Origin of the sequence: Pseudocitrobacter faecalis (assembly GCF_965231525.1) — a bacterium.
Classification (GTDB): domain Bacteria; phylum Pseudomonadota; class Gammaproteobacteria; order Enterobacterales; family Enterobacteriaceae; genus Pseudocitrobacter; species Pseudocitrobacter faecalis.
In genome coordinates, this window is the sequence record NZ_CBDDNJ010000002.1 from 4320664 (window position 1) to 4341165 (window position 20502).

Here is a 20502-nt window from a genome sequence, read left to right on the forward strand (position 1 = left end):
AGCATTTTCAATCCTCTTGCGCCTGCGGGAATGGTCGGGCTGCGGGAAATGCGAGACGCATTCTGATTTTATTGAAATCTCTTGAAACAGTGGCGATATGTTTGAATCGTCGCCGTAAAAGTAAAAACTCGCTAGTTATTCATATAAAAAGGGCGCGCATAATGCCGCACATCAGGAGGCATTATGTCACTATCCGTTGTCTACACGCGCGCGGCGCTTGGCGTCACCGCCCCGCTCATTACCGTTGAAGTTCACATTAGTCAGGGGTTGCCAGGCCTCACCATGGTGGGCCTGCCGGAAACGACCGTAAAAGAAGCGCGCGACCGCGTTCGTAGCGCAATTATCAACAGCGGTTATGAGTATCCGGCTAAGAAAATCACGGTTAACCTGGCACCGGCCGATCTGCCGAAGGAAGGGGGGCGATATGATTTACCTATCGCTCTCGCGCTTCTGGCGGCCTCTGAGCAGCTCAATCCACAGAAGCTGGGTCAATACGAGTTTGTGGGCGAACTTGCGCTTACAGGTGCACTACGCGGCATTCCCGGCGCGATTTCAGCAGCAATTGAGGCGGATAAAGCCGGTCGGCAGATTGTGGTAGCCGAAGATGATGCTGCGCAGGTTGGCTTACTGGGTGGCAGTGAATGCTATATCGCCAGCCATTTGCAGGAGGTGTGCGCCTTTCTTGAAGGAAAACACGAACTACGCACGGCGCAACCTGATACAACGCCAATGCCTCTGCTCTGCGAGGACTTAAGTGACGTCATCGGCCAACACCAGGGAAAACGTGCGCTGGAGGTTACCGCTGCGGGTGGCCACAATCTTTTGCTCATTGGCCCACCGGGAACCGGTAAAACGATGCTCGCCTCTCGACTGCGCGGTCTGCTGCCTCCGCTTAACGATCAGGAGGCGCTGGAAACGGCGGCAATTATTAGTCTGGAGAATGCCAGCAACGTACAGAAGCAGTGGCGTCAACGCCCTTTTCGGGCTCCACATCACAGCGCATCGTTAACCGCCATGGTGGGTGGCGGATCTATTCCGGGGCCAGGCGAGATCTCACTGGCGCATAACGGTGTTCTGTTTCTCGATGAGCTTCCGGAGTTTGAACGGCGGGTACTGGATGCCCTGCGCGAACCTATTGAGTCGGGGCAGATTCATATTTCGCGAACAAGGGCGAAAATTACCTATCCGGCGCGCTTTCAATTGATTGCAGCTATGAATCCAAGCCCTACCGGGCATTATCAGGGAAATCACAATCGCTGTACGCCAGAGCAGACGCTGCGTTATCTGGGGCGTCTATCGGGTCCGTTTCTGGACCGTTTTGATCTTTCCCTTGAGATACCGTTGCCTCCACCAGGAATATTGAGTCAGGCGCGTCATGAGGAAGAAAACAGCCATTACGTGCAGGCGCGTGTAATCGAAGCCCAGGCGCGTCAGTATCATCGGCAGGGACAGCTTAACGCCAGGCTTGGTAGTAGTGATATTCGTCGTTTCTGTGCGCTGTGTGATGAAGATGCGCTATGGCTGGAGCAAACGCTCACCACGCTGGGGTTATCAATACGCGCCTGGCAGCGCTTATTGAAAGTATCGCGAACGATTGCCGATCTTGAAGGGGTAGACACGATTGCGCGTCATCATTTACAGGAAGCGCTGAGTTATCGGGGTATTGATCGGGTGTTGATTCATCTGCAAAAGCTGCTGCATTAAAAAAGGGGCCGAAGCCCCTTTCCTGTTAGTCGTCGCTTTCAGTGTAGTCTTCAGCGCCTTCCACCTGCGGCTTCCCACCAGACAGCGTGTGAAAACGTTTAGGACGTTTAATACGCGTCACATATTTGTTCCATACGCGTTCAGCTTCGGTCGCTGGCTCACGCTCGCCACGGCACACCGCAACAAACTGCTTCTCTTCATCGGTAGCCGGTTCACGTTTACCGAGATCGAGTTCGTTAAAGGCATAGCCACAACGTTCAAGCAGTTGAGCCTCTTTGATGGTGAAATCACCATGACGAGAGAACCCGCGTGGATAATTTTTATTGTCGAAAAAACGATTAGTCGTCGTAAAGCTTTCCGCCATCCTACACGCTCCTAATTCTTTGGCCGAGCTATTTATGGCGCGGAGTATTAGTTACGCTTGACAGAGTGTAAAACAAAAGATTTAAATCATTACGACAAATAATTTTGCGGAGAAAGCTGTGGATACGGAATTGCTAAAAACTTTCCTCGAAGTGAGCAGAACTCGTCACTTCGGGCGCGCTGCGGAAGCCCTCTATTTGACGCAATCTGCGGTTAGTTTTCGCATCCGTCAGTTGGAAAATCAGTTGGGCGTCAATCTCTTCACCCGACATCGCAACAATATTCGTCTGACCGCCGCAGGCGAAAAACTTCTGCCCTATGCAGAAACGCTGATGAATACCTGGCAGGCGGCGCGAAAAGAGGTCGCCCATACCTCGCGGCACAATGAATTCTCAATAGGTGCCAGCGCGTCTCTGTGGGAATGCATGCTAAATAGCTGGCTCGGGAGACTCTATCAATCGTTTGATAATCTTCAATTTGAGGCACGCATTGCCCAGCGTCAGTCGCTGGTAAAACAACTTCATGAGCGGCAACTTGATCTGCTCATCACGACAGAAGCCCCCAAGATGGATGAATTTAGTAGCCAGCTATTGGGAAACTTCACACTCGCGCTTTTCTGTGCATCGCCCTTCAGTGAGAAAGCAGAGCTCAACTATTTGCGTTTGGAATGGGGCCCGGATTTTCAGCAACATGAAGCTGGCCTGATCGCGCACGATGACGTTCCGCTATTGACCACCAGTTCAGCTGATTTGGCAAGACAGCAACTGGAGCCGCTGAAAGGTTGCACCTGGTTACCTACCGCGTGGGCAAAAGAGAAAGGTGGGCTACATACGGTTGCGGATAGCGCGACGCTTTCTCGCCCGTTATACGCCATTTGGTTACAGAACAGCGATAAACAAGCGCAAATACGCGATATTCTGAAAAATAACGTTTTGATTTAGGTATGTTTTAAAGAAAGGAGTGGGATCGCGAGATGTCACTTCGCTGAGTTTCAGGCAAAAAAAAATCCTTTGCATCAGCAAAGGATTATATATGGCAGGGGCGGAGAGACTCGAACTCGCGACACCCGGTTTTGGAGACCGGTGCTCTACCAACTGAGCTACGCCCCTAAAGTTTCTTATCATTAAGCCTGCTAATGAAGCAGGCTTAATTTTTTAATAAGTGGCGGAACGGACGGGACTCGAACCCGCGACCCCCTGCGTGACAGGCAGGTATTCTAACCGACTGAACTACCGCTCCACCGAATTTCTTTGTCACTACCCGGATTTTCATCCCGGTTTACTGCAATTTGATGCCTGGCAGTTTATGAATCACTTTGTGATTCACCCTTTGGGCCGTTGCTTCGCAACGTTCAAAAGCTTTCGCTTTTGTCCTACTCTCTTATCGAGTAGCGAACTGCCTCAAAGGTCAGTGCCATACTTCTTAATTTGATGCCTGGCAGTTCCCTACTCTCGCATGGGGAGACCCCACACTACCATCGGCGCTACGGCGTTTCACTTCTGAGTTCGGCATGGGGTCAGGTGGGACCACCGCGCTACTGCCGCCAGGCAAATTCTGTTGTATTAACCCGCTTATTGCCGGTTAATCTAATCTGTTATCAGGCTTACTTCTCGATGTCTCTTCGCCAAAACACCTTCGGCGTTGTAAGGTTAAGCCTCACGGTTCATTAGTACTGGTTAGCTCAATGCATCGCTGCACTTACACACCCAGCCTATCAACGTCGTCGTCTTCAACGTTCCTTCAGGAGACTTAAAGTCTCAGGGAGAACTCATCTCGGGGCAAGTTTCGTGCTTAGATGCTTTCAGCACTTATCTCTTCCGCATGTAGCTACCGGGCAATGCCATTGGCATGACAACCCGAACACCAGTGATGCGTCCACTCCGGTCCTCTCGTACTAGGAGCAGCCCCCTCAATTCTCCAGCGCCCACGGCAGATAGGGACCGAACTGTCTCACGACGTTCTAAACCCAGCTCGCGTACCACTTTAAATGGCGAACAGCCATACCCTTGGGACCTACTTCAGCCCCAGGATGTGATGAGCCGACATCGAGGTGCCAAACACCGCCGTCGATATGAACTCTTGGGCGGTATCAGCCTGTTATCCCCGGAGTACCTTTTATCCGTTGAGCGATGGCCCTTCCATTCAGAACCACCGGATCACTATGACCTGCTTTCGCACCTGCTTGCGCCGTCACGCTCGCAGTCAAGCTAGCTTATGCCATTGCACTAACCTCCTGATGTCCGACCAGGATTAGCTAACCTTCGTGCTCCTCCGTTACTCTTTGGGAGGAGACCGCCCCAGTCAAACTACCCACCAGACACTGTCCGCAACCCGGATTACGGGTCTACGTTAGAACATCAAACATTAAAGGGTGGTATTTCAAGGTTGGCTCCATGCAGACTGGCGTCCACACTTCAAAGCCTCCCACCTATCCTACACATCAAGGCTCAATGTTCAGTGTCAAGCTATAGTAAAGGTTCACGGGGTCTTTCCGTCTTGCCGCGGGTACACTGCATCTTCACAGCGAGTTCAATTTCACTGAGTCTCGGGTGGAGACAGCCTGGCCATCATTACGCCATTCGTGCAGGTCGGAACTTACCCGACAAGGAATTTCGCTACCTTAGGACCGTTATAGTTACGGCCGCCGTTTACCGGGGCTTCGATCAAGAGCTTCGCCTTACAGCTAACCCCATCAATTAACCTTCCGGCACCGGGCAGGCGTCACACCGTATACGTCCACTTTCGTGTTTGCACAGTGCTGTGTTTTTAATAAACAGTTGCAGCCAGCTGGTATCTTCGACTGATTTCAGCTCCATGAGTAAATCACTTCACCTACATATCAGCGTGCCTTCTCCCGAAGTTACGGCACCATTTTGCCTAGTTCCTTCACCCGAGTTCTCTCAAGCGCCTTGGTATTCTCTACCTGACCACCTGTGTCGGTTTGGGGTACGATTCGATGTTACCTGATGCTTAGAGGCTTTTCCTGGAAGCAGGGCATTTGTCACTTCAGCACCGTAGTGCCTCGTCATCACGTCTCAGTCTTGAAGCAGACCGGATTTACCTGGTCTGCAAACCTACACGCTTAAACCGGGACAACCGTCGCCCGGCCAACATAGCCTTCTCCGTCCCCCCTTCGCAGTAACACCAAGTACAGGAATATTAACCTGTTTCCCATCGACTACGCCTTTCGGCCTCGCCTTAGGGGTCGACTCACCCTGCCCCGATTAACGTTGGACAGGAACCCTTGGTCTTCCGGCGTGCGGGTTTTTCACCCGCATTATCGTTACTTATGTCAGCATTCGCACTTCTGATACCTCCAGCATGCCTCACGACACACCTTCAACGGCTTACAGAACGCTCCCCTACCCAACAACACTTAGTGTCGCTGCCGCAGCTTCGGTGCACAGTTTAGCCCCGTTACATCTTCCGCGCAGGCCGACTCGACCAGTGAGCTATTACGCTTTCTTTAAATGATGGCTGCTTCTAAGCCAACATCCTGGCTGTCTGAGCCTTCCCACATCGTTTCCCACTTAACTGTGACTTTGGGACCTTAGCTGGCGGTCTGGGTTGTTTCCCTCTTCACGACGGACGTTAGCACCCGCCGTGTGTCTCCCGTGATAACATTCTTCGGTATTCGCAGTTTGCATCGGGTTGGTAAGTCGGGATGACCCCCTAGCCGAAACAGTGCTCTACCCCCGAAGATGAGTTCACGAGGCGCTACCTAAATAGCTTTCGGGGAGAACCAGCTATCTCCCGGTTTGATTGGCCTTTCACCCCCAGCCACAAGTCATCCGCTAATTTTTCAACATTAGTCGGTTCGGTCCTCCAGTTAGTGTTACCCAACCTTCAACCTGCCCATGGCTAGATCACCGGGTTTCGGGTCTATACCCTGCAACTTAACGCCCAGTTAAGACTCGGTTTCCCTTCGGCTCCCCTATTCGGTTAACCTTGCTACAGAATATAAGTCGCTGACCCATTATACAAAAGGTACGCAGTCACCTAACAAGTAGGCTCCCACTGCTTGTACGTACACGGTTTCAGGTTCTTTTTCACTCCCCTCGCCGGGGTTCTTTTCGCCTTTCCCTCACGGTACTGGTTCACTATCGGTCAGTCAGGAGTATTTAGCCTTGGAGGATGGTCCCCCCATATTCAGACAGGATACCACGTGTCCCGCCCTACTCTTCGAGTTCACAGCATATGCATTTTGGTGTACGGGACTATCACCCTGTACCGTCGGACTTTCCAGACCGTTCCACTAACACACATGCTGATTCAGACTCTGGGCTGCTCCCCGTTCGCTCGCCGCTACTGGGGGAATCTCGGTTGATTTCTTTTCCTCGGGGTACTTAGATGTTTCAGTTCCCCCGGTTCGCTTCATTACGCTATGTATTCACGTAATGATAGTGTGTCGAAACACACTGGGTTTCCCCATTCGGAAATCGCCGGTTATAACGGTTCATATCACCTTACCGACGCTTATCGCAGATTAGCACGTCCTTCATCGCCTCTGACTGCCAGGGCATCCACCGTGTACGCTTAGTCGCTTAACCTCACAACCCGAAGATGTTTCGTAAAACACCACCGTGTTGCGAAAATTTGAGAGACTCGAACACACTTAACAGTGTGTCGTTTCAATTTTCAGCTTGATCCAGATTTTTAAAGAGCAAAACTTCGCAGTGAACCTTTTCAGGTACACTCTGAAGTTTTCTTGGTTTTTGCAGTAAAGATGGTGGAGCTATGCGGGATCGAACCGCAGACCTCCTGCGTGCAAAGCAGGCGCTCTCCCAGCTGAGCTATAGCCCCATCGTAGGTCAATCTCTGTAACCGGAATTCGTTTTGAGACAAGGCGTGGGATGGCGAAGCATACTGAAGTATGCGAGTCATTCCGCAACGCAGTATCAGAACGAATTTGGTAGGCCTGAGTGGACTTGAACCACCGACCTCACCCTTATCAGGGGTGCGCTCTAACCACCTGAGCTACAAGCCTGCAGAGATTTTTTACTGCTAATTTTCATCAGACAATCTGTGTGAGCACTTCAAGGAACGGTTCTTTAAGGTAAGGAGGTGATCCAACCGCAGGTTCCCCTACGGTTACCTTGTTACGACTTCACCCCAGTCATGAATCACAAAGTGGTAAGCGCCCTCCCGAAGGTTAAGCTACCTACTTCTTTTGCAACCCACTCCCATGGTGTGACGGGCGGTGTGTACAAGGCCCGGGAACGTATTCACCGTAGCATTCTGATCTACGATTACTAGCGATTCCGACTTCATGGAGTCGAGTTGCAGACTCAATCCGGACTACGACATACTTTATGAGGTCCGCTTGCTCTCGCGAGGTCGCTTCTCTTTGTATATGCCATTGTAGCACGTGTGTAGCCCTGGTCGTAAGGGCCATGATGACTTGACGTCATCCCCACCTTCCTCCAGTTTATCACTGGCAGTCTCCTTTGAGTTCCCGACCGAATCGCTGGCAACAAAGGATAAGGGTTGCGCTCGTTGCGGGACTTAACCCAACATTTCACAACACGAGCTGACGACAGCCATGCAGCACCTGTCTCACAGTTCCCGAAGGCACCAAAGCATCTCTGCTAAGTTCTGTGGATGTCAAGACCAGGTAAGGTTCTTCGCGTTGCATCGAATTAAACCACATGCTCCACCGCTTGTGCGGGCCCCCGTCAATTCATTTGAGTTTTAACCTTGCGGCCGTACTCCCCAGGCGGTCGACTTAACGCGTTAGCTCCGGAAGCCACGCCTCAAGGGCACAACCTCCAAGTCGACATCGTTTACAGCGTGGACTACCAGGGTATCTAATCCTGTTTGCTCCCCACGCTTTCGCACCTGAGCGTCAGTCTTCGTCCAGGGGGCCGCCTTCGCCACCGGTATTCCTCCAGATCTCTACGCATTTCACCGCTACACCTGGAATTCTACCCCCCTCTACGAGACTCAAGCTTGCCAGTTTCAAATGCAGTTCCCAGGTTGAGCCCGGGGATTTCACATCTGACTTAACAAACCGCCTGCGTGCGCTTTACGCCCAGTAATTCCGATTAACGCTTGCACCCTCCGTATTACCGCGGCTGCTGGCACGGAGTTAGCCGGTGCTTCTTCTGCGAGTAACGTCAATTGCTGCGGTTATTAACCACAACACCTTCCTCCTCGCTGAAAGTACTTTACAACCCGAAGGCCTTCTTCATACACGCGGCATGGCTGCATCAGGCTTGCGCCCATTGTGCAATATTCCCCACTGCTGCCTCCCGTAGGAGTCTGGACCGTGTCTCAGTTCCAGTGTGGCTGGTCATCCTCTCAGACCAGCTAGGGATCGTCGCCTAGGTGAGCCATTACCCCACCTACTAGCTAATCCCATCTGGGCACATCCGATGGCAAGAGGCCCGAAGGTCCCCCTCTTTGGTCTTGCGACGTTATGCGGTATTAGCTACCGTTTCCAGTAGTTATCCCCTCCATCAGGCAGTTTCCCAGACATTACTCACCCGTCCGCCACTCGTCAGCAAAGCAGCAAGCTGCTTCCTGTTACCGTTCGACTTGCATGTGTTAGGCCTGCCGCCAGCGTTCAATCTGAGCCATGATCAAACTCTTCAATTTAAGTTTGATGCTCGTGAATTAAACTTCGTAATGAATTACGTGTTCACTCAGAGACTTGGTATTCATTTATCGTCTTGCGACGTTAAGAATCCGTATCATTGAGTGCCCACACAGATTGTCTGATAAATTGTTAAAGAGCAGTGCCGCTTCGCTTTTTCTCAGCGGCGCGGGGTGTGCATATTAAGCCATCCCGCTACAGAGTCAAGTTTTATTTCACTTTTCTCTGCTGAAGTTCTCTTAAGAACCTCGCTGACCCGGCGGCTTGCGTGCCGTTGTTCCGTGTCAGTGGAGGCGCATTATAGGGAGTTCTGAGACGTTGACAACCCCTGTTTAAAAAAAACTTTTCAACCGTCTCTTTTTTGAGCAAAACCGGTTTAAACTGGCAGTTTTTCAAGCGTTTCGAAGCCGTAACGCTGTAAGACGGGTAAAAGTCGTACAGTTTCGTCGGTCAGTGCCATACAAAACGCTTTATTCTCTTCCGTCGATTTCGCATCTGGCGCTTCATGCTCCAGCAGCCAGGCCGTGCGACGCGCAATCGCCGCGCCGGAATCGATCATCCGCGTGCCTTCCGGGAGCACCTGCAGCAGTTCATCACGCAGCAGCGGGAAATGCGTACAACCGAGCACAACCGTATCCGGCGGCTCCTGCATCCGCAGCCACGGGCGCAGAATACGACGCAGCTCATCCAGTGAAACCGGATCGCCATGCAGTTTCGCTTCCGCCAGCTCCACCAGCTCTGCCGAACCCAGCATTTCGATTTTGCATTCATTGGCAAAACGAGCGATGAGTTCATGCGTATAAGAACGCTTCACCGTGCCACGCGTTGCCAGCAAGCCGACAATACGGTTCGCCGATAAACGCGCCGCCGGCTTAATGGCCGGCACCACACCGACCACCGGGAAGGCAAACTTCTCACGCAGGGCCGGCAATGAAACGGTGCTTGCAGTGTTGCAGGCGATAATCGCCAGGGAGAGCGGATAACGTTGCTGAACGGCGGTCACAATCTCAACCACGCGCTCAACAATGAACGCTTCGCTTTTTTCCCCATAAGGAAAGGCAACGTTATCGAAGGTGTAGATGTAATGAAGGTCCGGCAAAAGTTGACGGACCTCATCATAGACCGACAACCCACCGACACCGGAGTCAAACACCAGTACGGTAGGCCGTGGTTCAGAAGGTGTAGCTGCCAGACAAGGTGTATTCCCGTCCTGCAGTTTGGTAGCCATAAACTGTCTCGTAATCTTTATCGAACAGGTTGGCTATTTTACCACGAACTGTGAGCTGTGAGGTGACTGGATATGACGCGGAAACATCAACCGTGCTGTAGCTCGGTAAAACCTGCTGTTTCGGATTGTATTGCGACGTGTTGTTATCGTAGCGGCGACCGTAGTACTGCCACGACACATCCATAGCCACATCAAACATTGTCCAGTCAAGCTGATATTTCGCCTGACGCTTAGAGCGGCGCGCCAGCACTTCATCATTCTCGTCGTTACGCGGATCCATATATTGCAGCGTCACACGATGATTAACGATCCCCGTATCAAAACTACCGGTCCACTCCACACCCTTAATGGTCGCCGAGTTAATGTTAGCGTACTCTCCGTCATAGGTAACCGGATCGGAATAGTAGGTAATCAGATTAGAAATCTTGTAGTGATACGCTGACAAACGCCAGTCCAGCGGCCCGGTCAAACCTTCCAGCCCCGCTTCCCACTGTTTCGATTCTTCCGGTTTCAGGTCCGGATTCGAACTAATACCAAAGCGTGTCGAACCAAACTGCTGACCTAACGATGGCGCCAGGAAACCAGTACCGTACGATAACGTCACTTTATAGTTCTCGACGAACTGCCAGCCCGCCGCCGTTTGCCAGGTACCGTGCCAGCCAAACTGCTCATCGTGATCTTCACGGCCCGATGCTTCCAGCGTCACGTCACCAAACTGCTGCTGCCCGGTGAGATAAAGCCCGGTATTGTCGCGCTTATAGGTATCAGATATCGCCGTATCCGACGAAGTCAAACGCTGTTGCTGCCAGTCCACCCCGGCACTTACCGAGCCATGTCCGACAATCAGGTTGTTCCCCCACTGGAGGTTACGTTGGGTCATGCGGTCAAGCGCTGTGCCGTCTTTATAACGACCATAAATACTACTGTAGTTATAGTCCTTCACCTTCTGATAGCTGGCGATAAGCTCCGAAGAGTAGATTCCGGAATGGAATCGCAGGCCGGTATCCCAGGTCTGGTTATACAGTTGCTCTTCATCCGCACTGTATGCTGGTGAGTACGGTGGGCTTCCCAGGTCGTAATCCACATTATTGGTATAGCTGTGGCCACGGAAGAAGCCATCGAAGCTATCGTTGAATTTATGCTCCAGGCTTCCCCAGAAGGTTTTATTGCGGAAGCCATCGCGATCGTTATCGTGGTTCCAGGTCGAGCCCGGCTGCACATCAAATCCTTTGGTGGTTTCATAAGAGCCCGCCACCGTCGCTACCGTATCGCCAAAGCGCTGACGCAATGTGCCATCATATTGTTGGTAGCCTTTAGAGCCCATGCTGGCGGAAATTTTCGATTGTTCCTCGTCAGAGTGGGTAATGATGTTGATAACCCCCCCCATCGCACCGGAACCATAAATCGCCGAGCGCGGCCCACGGATGTACTCTACGCGCTGAACTAACGAAAGCGGAATCTGGTTAAGGTCGGGGTTATTAGAGATACCAGGGCGGGTCATCGGAATGCCATCGACCAGCACCAAAACCTGCCTGGTTTCAGTGCCGCGGATAAAGAGCGAAGAACTCTGCCCCATCCCGCCATATTGTGCGATATCGACGCCCGGCAGACGACGCATCACATCATTAAGATTTTTGGCCTGCCAGCGGTCGATGTCATCTCGGGTGACGACATCCATCGGCGCGAGAACGGTATTGACCGGCTGCTGGAAACGACTGGCTGTTACGACGAGCGTGTCTGTAGTGCTGTCCTGCGCCCAAACGGAAAAAGCCGAGACGGATAACGCCGTCATCAGCGAAGTTTTTTTAATCATTGTTAAAGCATCCACAATAGAATAAGGATGCCGCCGGTTTCATCAATAGCCCGCGATGATGAAAACCCAGTGCGACGTCACCCGGCAGGTCTTCGGGCTTGGGGGCGTTTACCGGATGAGGACTTCCCACCTTTTCAGGCAGTGTCTGCAAAATGCGTTCATCCCACCACTCCTTACCGCTGCGCGTCAGCCCCAGATTTTCACTGGATTCCCTTTTAACTCACAGGACCGGAACCCGGATGCTACATTTAGTTACATATAGATGTCCAGACTGCTATTACGATTTCGAAGAACATCAATCGCTGGACATCCCCTGAGCAGGCCCTACAATCCCCGCGTACTTTTATTATTCAGGATGCATCATGACCCCCGAACACCTTCCTACCGAGCAATACGAAGCGCAGCTGGCCGAGAAAGTGGTCCGTCTGCAAACGATGATGGCCCCGTTCAATGCGCCGGTTCCGGAGGTGTTTCGCTCGCCAGTCAGTCATTACCGCATGCGTGCGGAATTTCGTATCTGGCATGAGGGTGACGACCTGTACCACATCATTTTTGATCAGCAGACCAAAAGCCGCATCCGCGTGGATTCTTTCCCGGCGGCCAGTGAGCTCATCAATACGCTGATGACCGCCATGCTGGACGGCGTGCGTAATAACCACACGCTGCGCCACAAGCTGTTCCAGATTGATTACCTGTCTACGCAAAGCAATCAGGCGATCGTTTCTCTGCTGTACCATAAAAAGCTCGACGACGCGTGGCGTGCCGAGGCGCAAGCGCTGCGCGACGCCCTGCGCGCGCAGAACCTGAACGTCCATATCATCGGCCGCGCGACGAAAACGAAAATCGCGCTGGATCAAGACTATATCGACGAACGCCTGCCGGTAGCCGGGAAAGAGATGATCTACCGTCAGGTGGAAAACAGCTTTACCCAGCCGAACGCGGCAATGAACGTGCAAATGCTGGAGTGGGCGCTCAACGCCACGAAAAATTCTACGGGTGATTTGCTGGAGCTCTACTGCGGGAACGGTAACTTCTCGCTGGCGCTGGCGCGCAACTTTGACCGGGTGCTGGCCACCGAAATTGCCAAGCCGTCCGTCGCCGCCGCGCAATACAACATTGCGGCAAACCACATTGATAACGTGCAGATTATTCGCATGTCGGCGGAAGAGTTTACCCAGGCGATGAACGGCGTGCGGGAATTTAACCGTTTGCAGGGCATTGATTTAAAAAGTTATCAGTGTGAAACGATTTTCGTCGATCCGCCGCGCAGCGGGCTGGACAGCGAAACCGAGAAAATGGTGCAGGCGTATCCGCGTATTCTGTACATCTCCTGCAACCCGGAAACCCTCTGTCAGAACCTGGAAACGTTAGGCCAGACGCACAATGTAGAACGTCTGGCGCTGTTTGATCAGTTCCCGTATACGCACCATATGGAGTGCGGCGTTCTGCTAACGAAGAAATAATACCCTTGTCTTGCCGGAGGCGGCGTAAGCGCTTTATCCGGCAAACAACACATGTTATTCAGCAACCTCGTGTTTCCGATTTCGCATTTTCACGCCAATCCAGAAAACCAGAATCACCGACAGCACCGCTGGCAGGAAGTTAGAGCCGATATCCGGATATTCCGCGCGCACCACGGTGCTGTATAACAGCACGCCCAAAATAAAGCAGGCCGCAGCCAGGCCAGGCAACCCCACCGGCATCGTGCGATTCTGATACCGCTGATGCAGACAGTACACCGTCAGCACCAGCGCAATAATTGGGAATACAGAGAACGGCACAATGGAGCTAAACAGCGCCGCAAAAGTTCCGTTAATTGATAAGCCAGCGATCAGCGCCAGCAACAGCGTTCCTTTATCTTGTCCTGACTGTTTCATTGCTCGTCTTCCACCTTATTCGGAATGATGTGTCGTTTTTTCCTGTTCGCGACGATACCAGTAATACGCGCCTTTCGAGATCATGCGCAATTGCAGCACCAGTCGTTCTTCCAGCTGGCGGCGCTGTTCCGGCGTGACATCTAACGCTTCTGCGCCTGCGCTAAAGACAATCGTCACCATCGCTTCTGCCTGTGCCTCGGTAAAGGCGCGTGGCATATGGTTTTCGATTTCCAGATAGTCGGCAAGTTCCGCGATGAAGTGCTGAATTTCACGCGCGACCGCAGCACGAAACGCCGCAGACGTACCGGAACGTTCGCGCAAAAGCAGGCGAAAAGCGTTAGGGTTATTCCCAATGAACTCCATAAATGTCGACACGGAAGTACGGATCACGCTGCCGCCTTTGGCGATACGCTGACGCGCCTGACGCATCAACTGACGCAGCATCAGGCCGCTTTCGTCCACCATCGTCAGCCCCAATTCATCGACGTCACGAAAATGTCGGTAAAAAGAGGTTGGCGCAATGCCCGCTTCGCGAGCCACTTCACGCAGACTCAGGCTGGCAAAGCTTCGCTCAGCACTCAGTTGACTAAATGCTGCTTCCACCAGCGAACGCCTGGTTTTTTCTTTTTGTTGCGCTCTAACGCCCATCACGATGATTGAATCCTTCCAAATGCCTTGTTGGCACTATACCAGAGATTAAAACTAATCGACTTACACTGCTTTGTGAATGATTGTTTACGGGCGATTTATGCTCTTTTGCATGAAAAAAGCACAATGATAATTGGGTTATCACAGTGAAGATGTTATGATTCTGTTGCTTTTATGTATAAGAACAGGTAAGCCTTACCATGCCAAATTCCTACGATTATGATGCAATAGTAATTGGTTCCGGCCCCGGCGGCGAAGGCGCTGCGATGGGTCTGGTGAAACAGGGAGCGCGTGTCGCCGTTATTGAGCGTTATCATAATGTCGGCGGCGGATGTACCCACTGGGGCACCATCCCCTCAAAAGCACTTCGTCATGCCGTTAGCCGCATTATTGAATTCAACCAGAACCCCCTTTACAGCGACCACACCCGACTTCTCCGCTCCTCTTTCGCCGACATTCTGAACCATGCTGACAGCGTGATTAATCAGCAGACTCGCATGCGTCAGGGCTTTTATGAGCGTAATCACTGCGAAATTTTGCAGGGCAACGCGCATTTCGTTGACGAACATACGCTGGCGCTGGAGTGCCCGGACGGCTCGGTCGAAACGCTGACGGCGGAAAAATTCGTTATCGCCTGCGGCTCGCGCCCCTACCGCCCCGCCGACGTCGACTTCAGCCATCCGCGCATTTACGACAGCGACTCAATCCTCAGCCTGCATCACGAACCTCGCCACGTCATTATCTACGGCGCGGGGGTAATTGGCTGTGAGTATGCCTCCATTTTCCGTGGAATGGACGTCAAAGTTGATTTGATCAACACCCGTGACCGTCTGCTGGCGTTCCTCGACCAGGAGATGTCGGACTCGCTCTCTTATCATTTCTGGAACAGCGGTGTGGTCATTCGCCACAACGAAGAGTACGAGAAAATTGAAGGTCTGGACGACGGTGTCATCATGCACCTGAAATCCGGCAAGAAATTGAAAGCTGACTGCCTGCTGTATGCCAATGGACGCACCGGGAATACTGATTCGCTGGCGCTGGAGAACATCGGCCTGCAGTGTGACAGCCGCGGTCAGTTAAAAGTGAACAGCATGTACCAGACGGCCCTGCCGCACATTTACGCGGTGGGCGACGTGATTGGTTATCCGAGCCTGGCGTCTGCTGCTTACGATCAGGGTCGCATTGCCGCGCACGCGATGGTAAAAGGCGAAGCGACGGCGCACCTGGTTGAAGACATTCCAACCGGGATTTACACCATTCCGGAAATCAGTTCTGTGGGCAAAACCGAACAGCAACTGACGGCGATGAAAGTACCGTATGAAGTGGGTCGGGCACAGTTTAAACACCTGGCGCGCGCGCAGATAGTCGGCATGAACGTGGGAACGCTGAAAATTCTGTTCCACCGGGAGACGAAAGAGATTCTGGGTATTCACTGCTTTGGCGAACGCGCGGCGGAGATTATTCACATCGGCCAGGCAATCATGGAGCAAAAAGGCGGCGGTAACACTATCGAGTACTTTGTTAACACCACCTTTAACTACCCGACCATGGCCGAAGCCTATCGGGTAGCGGCGCTTAATGGTTTAAACCGCCTTTGGTAACGCTTTCTCGTCGAAGTGACCTTCCATCGTGCCACGAATAGCCTCTGCCAGTTGCTCATAGCGACTGCGCAGGGGTGATCCCGGACGATAAACAAGGCCCACGGTGCGGCGAGGTTCTGGCTTAATGCACGGCAGATAGATCACGCCATCACGGCGACGTTCCTGCGGCACAGCCAGTGCCGGTAACAGCGTAATACCGCTGCCTGCCGCCACCATATTACGCAGCGTTTCGAGGCTGGTTGCCCGGAAATGCGTATCTTCATCAGCGCCCGCTTCAAAACAGAACCCGAGCGCCTGGTCACGCAGACAGTGACCATCTTCCAGCATCAGCAGTTTTTCCCCCGCCAGATCGGACATCGGCACGCGATCGCGTTCGGCCCACGGGTGATCTTCATAGATCGCCAGCATCATTGGCTCATCAAACAGAGGCACTTCGATAAACGCCTCGCTCTCTTTCACCAGCGCCAGAATGGCGCAATCCAGCTTACCGCTGTCGAGCTGTGCCAGCAGTTGATGCGTTTGCGCTTCATGCAGGTACATTTCGAGTTTTGGGAAAGTCTGGTGAAGCATTGGGATAATGTGCGGCAGCAGGTACGGCCCAACCGTCGGAATCAAACCGATATGCAGCGGACCGGACATGGTCTCTCCCTGCTGGCTTGCCATTTCCTTGAGCACTTTGACCTCACGCAGCACCGTGCGCGCCTGATCCACCAGCAGCAAGCCTGCCTGGGTGAAAAGCACTTTACGGCTGGTGCGTTCCAGCAACATCACGCCCAGCTCATCTTCCAGCTTGCGGATCTGCCCACTCAGCGTTGGCTGACTGACATGGCACGAGTCTGCCGCCCGACGGAAATGCCGGTGTTCGGCTAACGCGACCAGGTATTCAAGATCACGAATATTCATTATTCATCCTCCATTGCCACGATAGTTCGCGGCGATAGATAGAATAGCAACGAACGATTATCCCTATCAAGCTTTCTGTTCAATAATGCAACACAGAAACGGAACGGTACCTCCTTAACCCTTGAAGTCACCGTGATGTTTCGCAGAGTTTCTCTCAAACTCGAAATAACTAAAGCCAACGTGAACGTTTGCGGACCCTCAGGTCCGCATTTTTTTTGGGCGTAACCCCTCACCCTAGCCCTCTCCCACAGGGAGAGGGAACCGATCGAGCAAAAGGTTACACGGACTAGCCCCTCTCCCGATGGGAGAGGGGCTGGGGTGAGGGAGGATTCTCGTTAAATCAAACGCTGTTTCGCATCGCTAATCGCCTGCGCCACCTGCTTCGGTGACACCCCGCCTTTCGCCGCACGTTTATCCAGGCACGATTGCAGGGACAAGATCGGATATACATCAACGCCGATCACGCTGCTGAATTTATGCAGATCCGCCAGCGCCAGCGCTTCCAGCGGTTTGCCCTGTTTAATCGCTTCGACCACCGCTTCACCGACGATATGGTGCGCTTCACGGAACGGCACGCCTTTAGCAACCAGATAATCCGCCAGTTCTGTCGCGTTGGCGTAACCCTGCTGCGCCGCTTCCTGGCAACGCGGGCGTTTCACCTGAATACCGTCCAGCACCAGCGCCGCCATATGCAGGCAGTCCAGCCAGGTGTCGAGCGCGTCGAACAGGCCCTCTTTGTCTTCCTGCATATCTTTGTTATACGCCAGCGGCAGACCTTTCAGCGTCATCATCATGCCGGTCAACGCGCCCTGCACGCGGCCACACTTACCGCGAATCAGCTCCAGCGCATCCGGATTTTTCTTCTGCGGCATCAGGGAAGACCCCGAGGTCACACGGTCAGACAGTTCGACGAAATTCGCTTCGCCGGAGTTAAAGAAGATCAAATCTTCAGCAAAGCGCGATAAATGCACCATGCCGATTGAGGCATTGGACAGCAGTTCCAGCACGTGGTCGCGGTCAGAAACGCTGTCCAGACTGTTGCGCGTTGCAGAGGCAAAACCTAACCAGCCAGCCAGTTGTTCACGATCGATTTCGTAAGCCGTACCCGCCAGCGCACCGCTACCCAGCGGGCTGACATCGAGGCGTTTTACTGCATCCTGCAGACGGCTTTCATCACGCGCCAGCATTTCAACATAGGCCAGACACCAGTGAGCAAAAGTCACCGGCTGCGCACGCTGTAAGTGCGTGTAACCCGGCATCACGGCATCCTGATTCTGCTGCGCGGTTTCCACCAGCGCGCTCTGCAACTGACGGTTAGCCGACAGCAACTCCGCAACGGTATCTTTGCACCACAGTTTCAGATCGGTCGCCACCTGATCGTTACGGCTGCGCCCGGTATGCAGTTTTTTGCCCAGTTGCCCGACTTTATCGATGAGCTTACCTTCCACCCAGCTATGGATGTCTTCGGCATCGCTTTGCAGAATTTGCTGCGGGTTCGCACGGACCTCTTCCAGCAGCACGTTCAGCGCCTCTTCCAGTTGCTGCTGCTCTTCAGCAGTCAACACGCCGACCGTAACCAGCGCTTTAGACCAGGCGACAGAGCCAGTAATATCCTGTTCCGCCAGGCGATAGTCGAAGCGCAAAGAGTCGTTGAACTGTTTGAACCGTTGATCCGCTGCCTGAGTAAAACGCCCGCCCCAAAGTGCCATAACTCGTTTCCTTAAAATTCGTTTAATGTTGCCTGAAAGCTACCCTCACGCACCGAACAATCCCCTCTCCCTGTGGGAGAGGGTTAGGGTGAGGGAAAATATTAAGCCAGAATCCGCGTGCCAATCGGCGTGCCGTTGAACAGCGCCGACAGTTGCTCCGCATGACGCCATGATGCGATATCCACCGGGCGACCCAGCGTACGCGCGGCATCCAGCGCCGCATTCACTTTCACAATCATGCCATCGGTAATAATGCCCTGTTCGATCAGTTGCTCTGCTTTTTCCGCCGTCATCTCGGCGATACGCTGACCTTTACCGTCAAGAATGCCGCTCACGTCAGAAAGCAGAATCAGATCCGCGCCCAGCGTCGACGCCAGCGCTGTAGCGGCCTGGTCGGCATTGACGTTCATCAGCTCACCTTCAGCCGTCACGCCAATTGAACTGACAACCGGCAGGAAGCCGCCGTCCAGCAGCAGGTTAATGAGTTTTGGCGAACCCGGCATCGCCAGGCCAACGTGGCCCAGTTCTTCATCGAGTTTGGTCACGTTGACGCTATCGCCATCGCCCAGGAACAGGCCTACAGAGGCGATATCATGTTTCTTTGCCCACGCCAGTAGCGTTTTGTTGGCCGTACCCGCCAGCGCGCCGGTGATGATGTCTATCTGGTCAGCAGGCGTCACGCGCAGGCCATTTTTCTTTTTCACCGGCAGGTTAAGCTGCTTCATCAGCTCATCCACCACGCAGCCACCGCCATGCACAATCACTAACGGGCGCTGATGTGACTCACGATAATTCACCAGCGCAGTAAACAGACGCTCCAGCGCTTCTTCGCTATCCAGCAACACGCCGCCTAATTTGATAATTAATGGATTCATCGTCATCACACCTTAAAGAAGAGACTGCGTCTCGGCGAAGCCGAAACGGATATTGGCGCACTGGATGGCTTGCGCCGCGGCGCCTTTTAACAGGTTATCTTCCGCGGCCACCACAATCAGGTGCTGGTCCTGCACGGCAAAACCGATATCGCAGAACGGTAAACCGACCACGTTTTTCAGCGCCGGAACGCCTTTGTCATACAGACGCACCAGCGGTTTGTGGGCATACGCCTGCTGGTAGGTCGCCGCCACCTGTTCGGCATTCACGCCCGGTTTCAGGCGGCAGGTGATGGTTTCAAGGATGCCGCGTTTAAAGTTACCCAGGTGCGGGGTAAAAATCACCCGCGCCCCCAGGTGGGTTGAAATTTCCGGATGATGGCGATGGTTAAACACGCCATACGGTTGCAGGCTCACCTCACAGAAACTGTTAGAGAGCGCCGCTTTACGCCCGGCACCGCTCACGCCACTGGTGGCGTCGATCACTGGCCATTGAGTGAGATCCAGCAGATCGGCATCAATCAGCGGTTTAAGCGAAAGCTGCGCTGCCGTCGGGTAGCAACCCGGCACGGCGATCAGGTTGGTCTCTTTCAGCGCGTCCCCGCACCATTCGGCAAGGCCATACACCGCCTGCTCAAGTAATTCAGGATGCTGATGGGTGAAGCCGTAATATTTTTCGTAGAAAGGCGCGTTGTTGACGCGAAACGCTCCGGAGAGGTCAAACACCACGCAACCAGCGTCCAGAAACTGCGGTGCCAGGTCGTGGCTGACTTCGTGCGCAGTGGCGAGGAAAACCACATCCACACCGGCGCTGAATTCACTGATATCCGACATCGGCTGCAATGGCAAATCCACAATGCCCTTCAGCTGAGGATGCAGGTCAGAGATTAACTTTCCTGCATCATTGCTTTGCGCTGAGACCGTCAAAGCGGTTATGTTCATATGCGGATGGCGATTTACATAGGTCACAAGCTCTGCGCCAGCATACCCACTGGCACCTACAATCAGCGTATTCAACATCGGGGCTGTTCACCTTCTTACGTCATATGCCTGGGAAGAATGCTTATCTTCCTCACCCTGTTGAGCGTCTTTTGCCTTTTACCTTATGGTTTAAGGGTTTTCTAATGCTCAACGATATTGTATTTTTATTCATAAATATTGCATGAATATTGATACTATCACGACCTGA

The 20502-nt window shown here is 53.0% G+C and carries 13 protein-coding genes, 4 tRNA genes, 3 rRNA genes and 1 riboswitch; of the genes, 4 read left to right on the forward strand and 16 right to left on the reverse strand.

The window, feature by feature from the left end; translation table 11 throughout:
- Positions 1-183: 183 nt before the first annotated feature.
- Positions 184-1704 carry a YifB family Mg chelatase-like AAA ATPase gene (locus ACOXYR_RS20925; RefSeq protein ID WP_421356205.1) on the forward strand — a complete coding sequence of 507 codons (1521 nt, stop codon included), beginning with the start codon at positions 184-186 and terminating at the stop codon, positions 1702-1704.
- A gap of 25 nt (positions 1705-1729) precedes the next feature.
- Here ACOXYR_RS20925 and ACOXYR_RS20930 read toward each other — a convergent pair whose 3' ends face one another.
- Positions 1730-2068: a MaoP family protein gene (locus ACOXYR_RS20930; protein ID WP_108476939.1), complete on the reverse strand. Its 339-nt coding sequence runs from the start codon at positions 2066-2068 to the stop codon at positions 1730-1732.
- An 88-nt stretch (positions 2069-2156) separates the two neighbouring features.
- Between ACOXYR_RS20930 and hdfR the strand changes: the two genes are divergently transcribed.
- Positions 2157-3008: an HTH-type transcriptional regulator HdfR gene (gene hdfR / locus ACOXYR_RS20935; RefSeq protein WP_373300421.1), complete on the forward strand. Its 852-nt coding sequence runs from the start codon at positions 2157-2159 to the stop codon at positions 3006-3008.
- A gap of 92 nt (positions 3009-3100) precedes the next feature.
- Here the strand turns inward: hdfR and ACOXYR_RS20940 are convergent.
- The 9 genes from ACOXYR_RS20940 to btuB all read right to left on the reverse strand — a co-directional run bounded on the left by ACOXYR_RS20940 (position 3101) and on the right by btuB (position 11703).
- A tRNA-Trp gene (locus ACOXYR_RS20940) sits at positions 3101-3176 on the reverse strand.
- A 53-nt stretch (positions 3177-3229) separates the two neighbouring features.
- Positions 3230-3306, reverse strand: a tRNA-Asp gene (locus ACOXYR_RS20945).
- A 193-nt stretch (positions 3307-3499) separates the two neighbouring features.
- A 5S ribosomal RNA gene (gene rrf, locus ACOXYR_RS20950) occupies positions 3500-3615 on the reverse strand.
- A gap of 97 nt (positions 3616-3712) precedes the next feature.
- A 23S ribosomal RNA gene (locus ACOXYR_RS20955) occupies positions 3713-6617 on the reverse strand.
- A 177-nt stretch (positions 6618-6794) separates the two neighbouring features.
- Positions 6795-6870: transfer RNA gene (locus ACOXYR_RS20960), tRNA-Ala, on the reverse strand.
- A gap of 107 nt (positions 6871-6977) precedes the next feature.
- Positions 6978-7054: transfer RNA gene (locus ACOXYR_RS20965), tRNA-Ile, on the reverse strand.
- A 70-nt stretch (positions 7055-7124) separates the two neighbouring features.
- Positions 7125-8664 (reverse strand): 16S ribosomal RNA (locus ACOXYR_RS20970).
- The 16S, 23S and 5S rRNA genes sit together here with 4 tRNA genes alongside, the layout of an rRNA operon.
- 374 nt (positions 8665-9038) lie before the next feature.
- On the reverse strand, positions 9039-9890 hold the full coding sequence (gene murI, locus ACOXYR_RS20975; protein ID WP_421356085.1) for a glutamate racemase: 852 nt from the start codon (positions 9888-9890) through the stop codon (positions 9039-9041).
- Positions 9835-11703, reverse strand: a complete 1869-nt coding sequence (gene btuB, locus ACOXYR_RS20980; RefSeq protein WP_421356084.1) for a TonB-dependent vitamin B12 receptor BtuB — start codon at positions 11701-11703, stop codon at positions 9835-9837. The genes murI and btuB overlap by 56 nt, the downstream gene beginning before the upstream one ends.
- Before the next feature lie 66 nt (positions 11704-11769).
- Positions 11770-11951, reverse strand: a riboswitch (cobalamin riboswitch).
- Between the two features lie 114 nt (positions 11952-12065).
- Between btuB and trmA the strand changes: the two genes are divergently transcribed.
- On the forward strand, positions 12066-13166 hold the full coding sequence (trmA, locus tag ACOXYR_RS20985; RefSeq protein WP_108476332.1) for a tRNA (uridine(54)-C5)-methyltransferase TrmA: 1101 nt from the start codon (positions 12066-12068) through the stop codon (positions 13164-13166).
- A gap of 54 nt (positions 13167-13220) precedes the next feature.
- Here the strand turns inward: trmA and ACOXYR_RS20990 are convergent, their stop codons facing one another.
- Both ACOXYR_RS20990 and fabR read right to left on the reverse strand, forming a co-directional pair.
- Positions 13221-13580: a YijD family membrane protein gene (locus ACOXYR_RS20990; protein ID WP_108476331.1), complete on the reverse strand. Its 360-nt coding sequence runs from the start codon at positions 13578-13580 to the stop codon at positions 13221-13223.
- Positions 13581-13595: 15 nt separating this feature from the next.
- Positions 13596-14231: an HTH-type transcriptional repressor FabR gene (gene fabR, locus ACOXYR_RS20995; protein ID WP_015966476.1), complete on the reverse strand. Its 636-nt coding sequence runs from the start codon at positions 14229-14231 to the stop codon at positions 13596-13598.
- A 197-nt stretch (positions 14232-14428) separates the two neighbouring features.
- Between fabR and sthA the strand changes: the two genes are divergently transcribed.
- A complete protein-coding gene (gene sthA / locus ACOXYR_RS21000) occupies positions 14429-15829 on the forward strand; it encodes a Si-specific NAD(P)(+) transhydrogenase (protein ID WP_015966477.1) in 1401 nt (466 codons plus the stop codon).
- Here the strand turns inward: sthA and oxyR are convergent.
- From oxyR to argC, 4 genes are all read right to left on the reverse strand, one after another.
- The gene (gene oxyR / locus ACOXYR_RS21005; RefSeq protein WP_108476330.1) at positions 15812-16732 is read right to left on the reverse strand and encodes a DNA-binding transcriptional regulator OxyR; all 921 of its coding nucleotides are present in this window, start codon (positions 16730-16732) and stop codon (positions 15812-15814) included. The two genes, sthA and oxyR, sit on opposite strands and share 18 nt — an antisense overlap.
- 335 nt (positions 16733-17067) lie before the next feature.
- A complete protein-coding gene (gene argH / locus ACOXYR_RS21010) occupies positions 17068-18441 on the reverse strand; it encodes an argininosuccinate lyase (protein WP_421356083.1) in 1374 nt (457 codons plus the stop codon).
- A 101-nt stretch (positions 18442-18542) separates the two neighbouring features.
- Entirely contained in the window at positions 18543-19316 is a 774-nt protein-coding gene (gene argB, locus ACOXYR_RS21015; RefSeq protein WP_421356082.1) for an acetylglutamate kinase, read from the reverse strand.
- Positions 19317-19328: 12 nt separating this feature from the next.
- The gene (argC, locus tag ACOXYR_RS21020; RefSeq protein WP_421356081.1) at positions 19329-20333 is read right to left on the reverse strand and encodes an N-acetyl-gamma-glutamyl-phosphate reductase; all 1005 of its coding nucleotides are present in this window, start codon (positions 20331-20333) and stop codon (positions 19329-19331) included.
- Positions 20334-20502: the final 169 nt, after the last annotated feature.

Bases quoted from the DNA above. Each gene is read 5' to 3' on its own strand.
- ACOXYR_RS20925 (WP_421356205.1), top strand. From the start codon at position 184: ATGTCACTATCCGTTGTCTACACGCGCGCGGCGCTTGGCGTCACCGCC.
- ACOXYR_RS20930 (WP_108476939.1), bottom strand. From the start codon at position 2,068: ATGGCGGAAAGCTTTACGACGACTAATCGTTTTTTCGACAATAAAAAT.
- murI (WP_421356085.1), bottom strand. From the start codon at position 9,890: ATGGCTACCAAACTGCAGGACGGGAATACACCTTGTCTGGCAGCTACA.
- btuB (WP_421356084.1), bottom strand. From the start codon at position 11,703: ATGATTAAAAAAACTTCGCTGATGACGGCGTTATCCGTCTCGGCTTTT.
- trmA (WP_108476332.1), top strand. From the start codon at position 12,066: ATGACCCCCGAACACCTTCCTACCGAGCAATACGAAGCGCAGCTGGCC.
- ACOXYR_RS20990 (WP_108476331.1), bottom strand. From the start codon at position 13,580: ATGAAACAGTCAGGACAAGATAAAGGAACGCTGTTGCTGGCGCTGATC.
- sthA (WP_015966477.1), top strand. From the start codon at position 14,429: ATGCCAAATTCCTACGATTATGATGCAATAGTAATTGGTTCCGGCCCC.
- oxyR (WP_108476330.1), bottom strand. From the start codon at position 16,732: ATGAATATTCGTGATCTTGAATACCTGGTCGCGTTAGCCGAACACCGG.
- argH (WP_421356083.1), bottom strand. From the start codon at position 18,441: ATGGCACTTTGGGGCGGGCGTTTTACTCAGGCAGCGGATCAACGGTTC.
- argB (WP_421356082.1), bottom strand. From the start codon at position 19,316: ATGAATCCATTAATTATCAAATTAGGCGGCGTGTTGCTGGATAGCGAA.
- argC (WP_421356081.1), bottom strand. From the start codon at position 20,333: ATGTTGAATACGCTGATTGTAGGTGCCAGTGGGTATGCTGGCGCAGAG.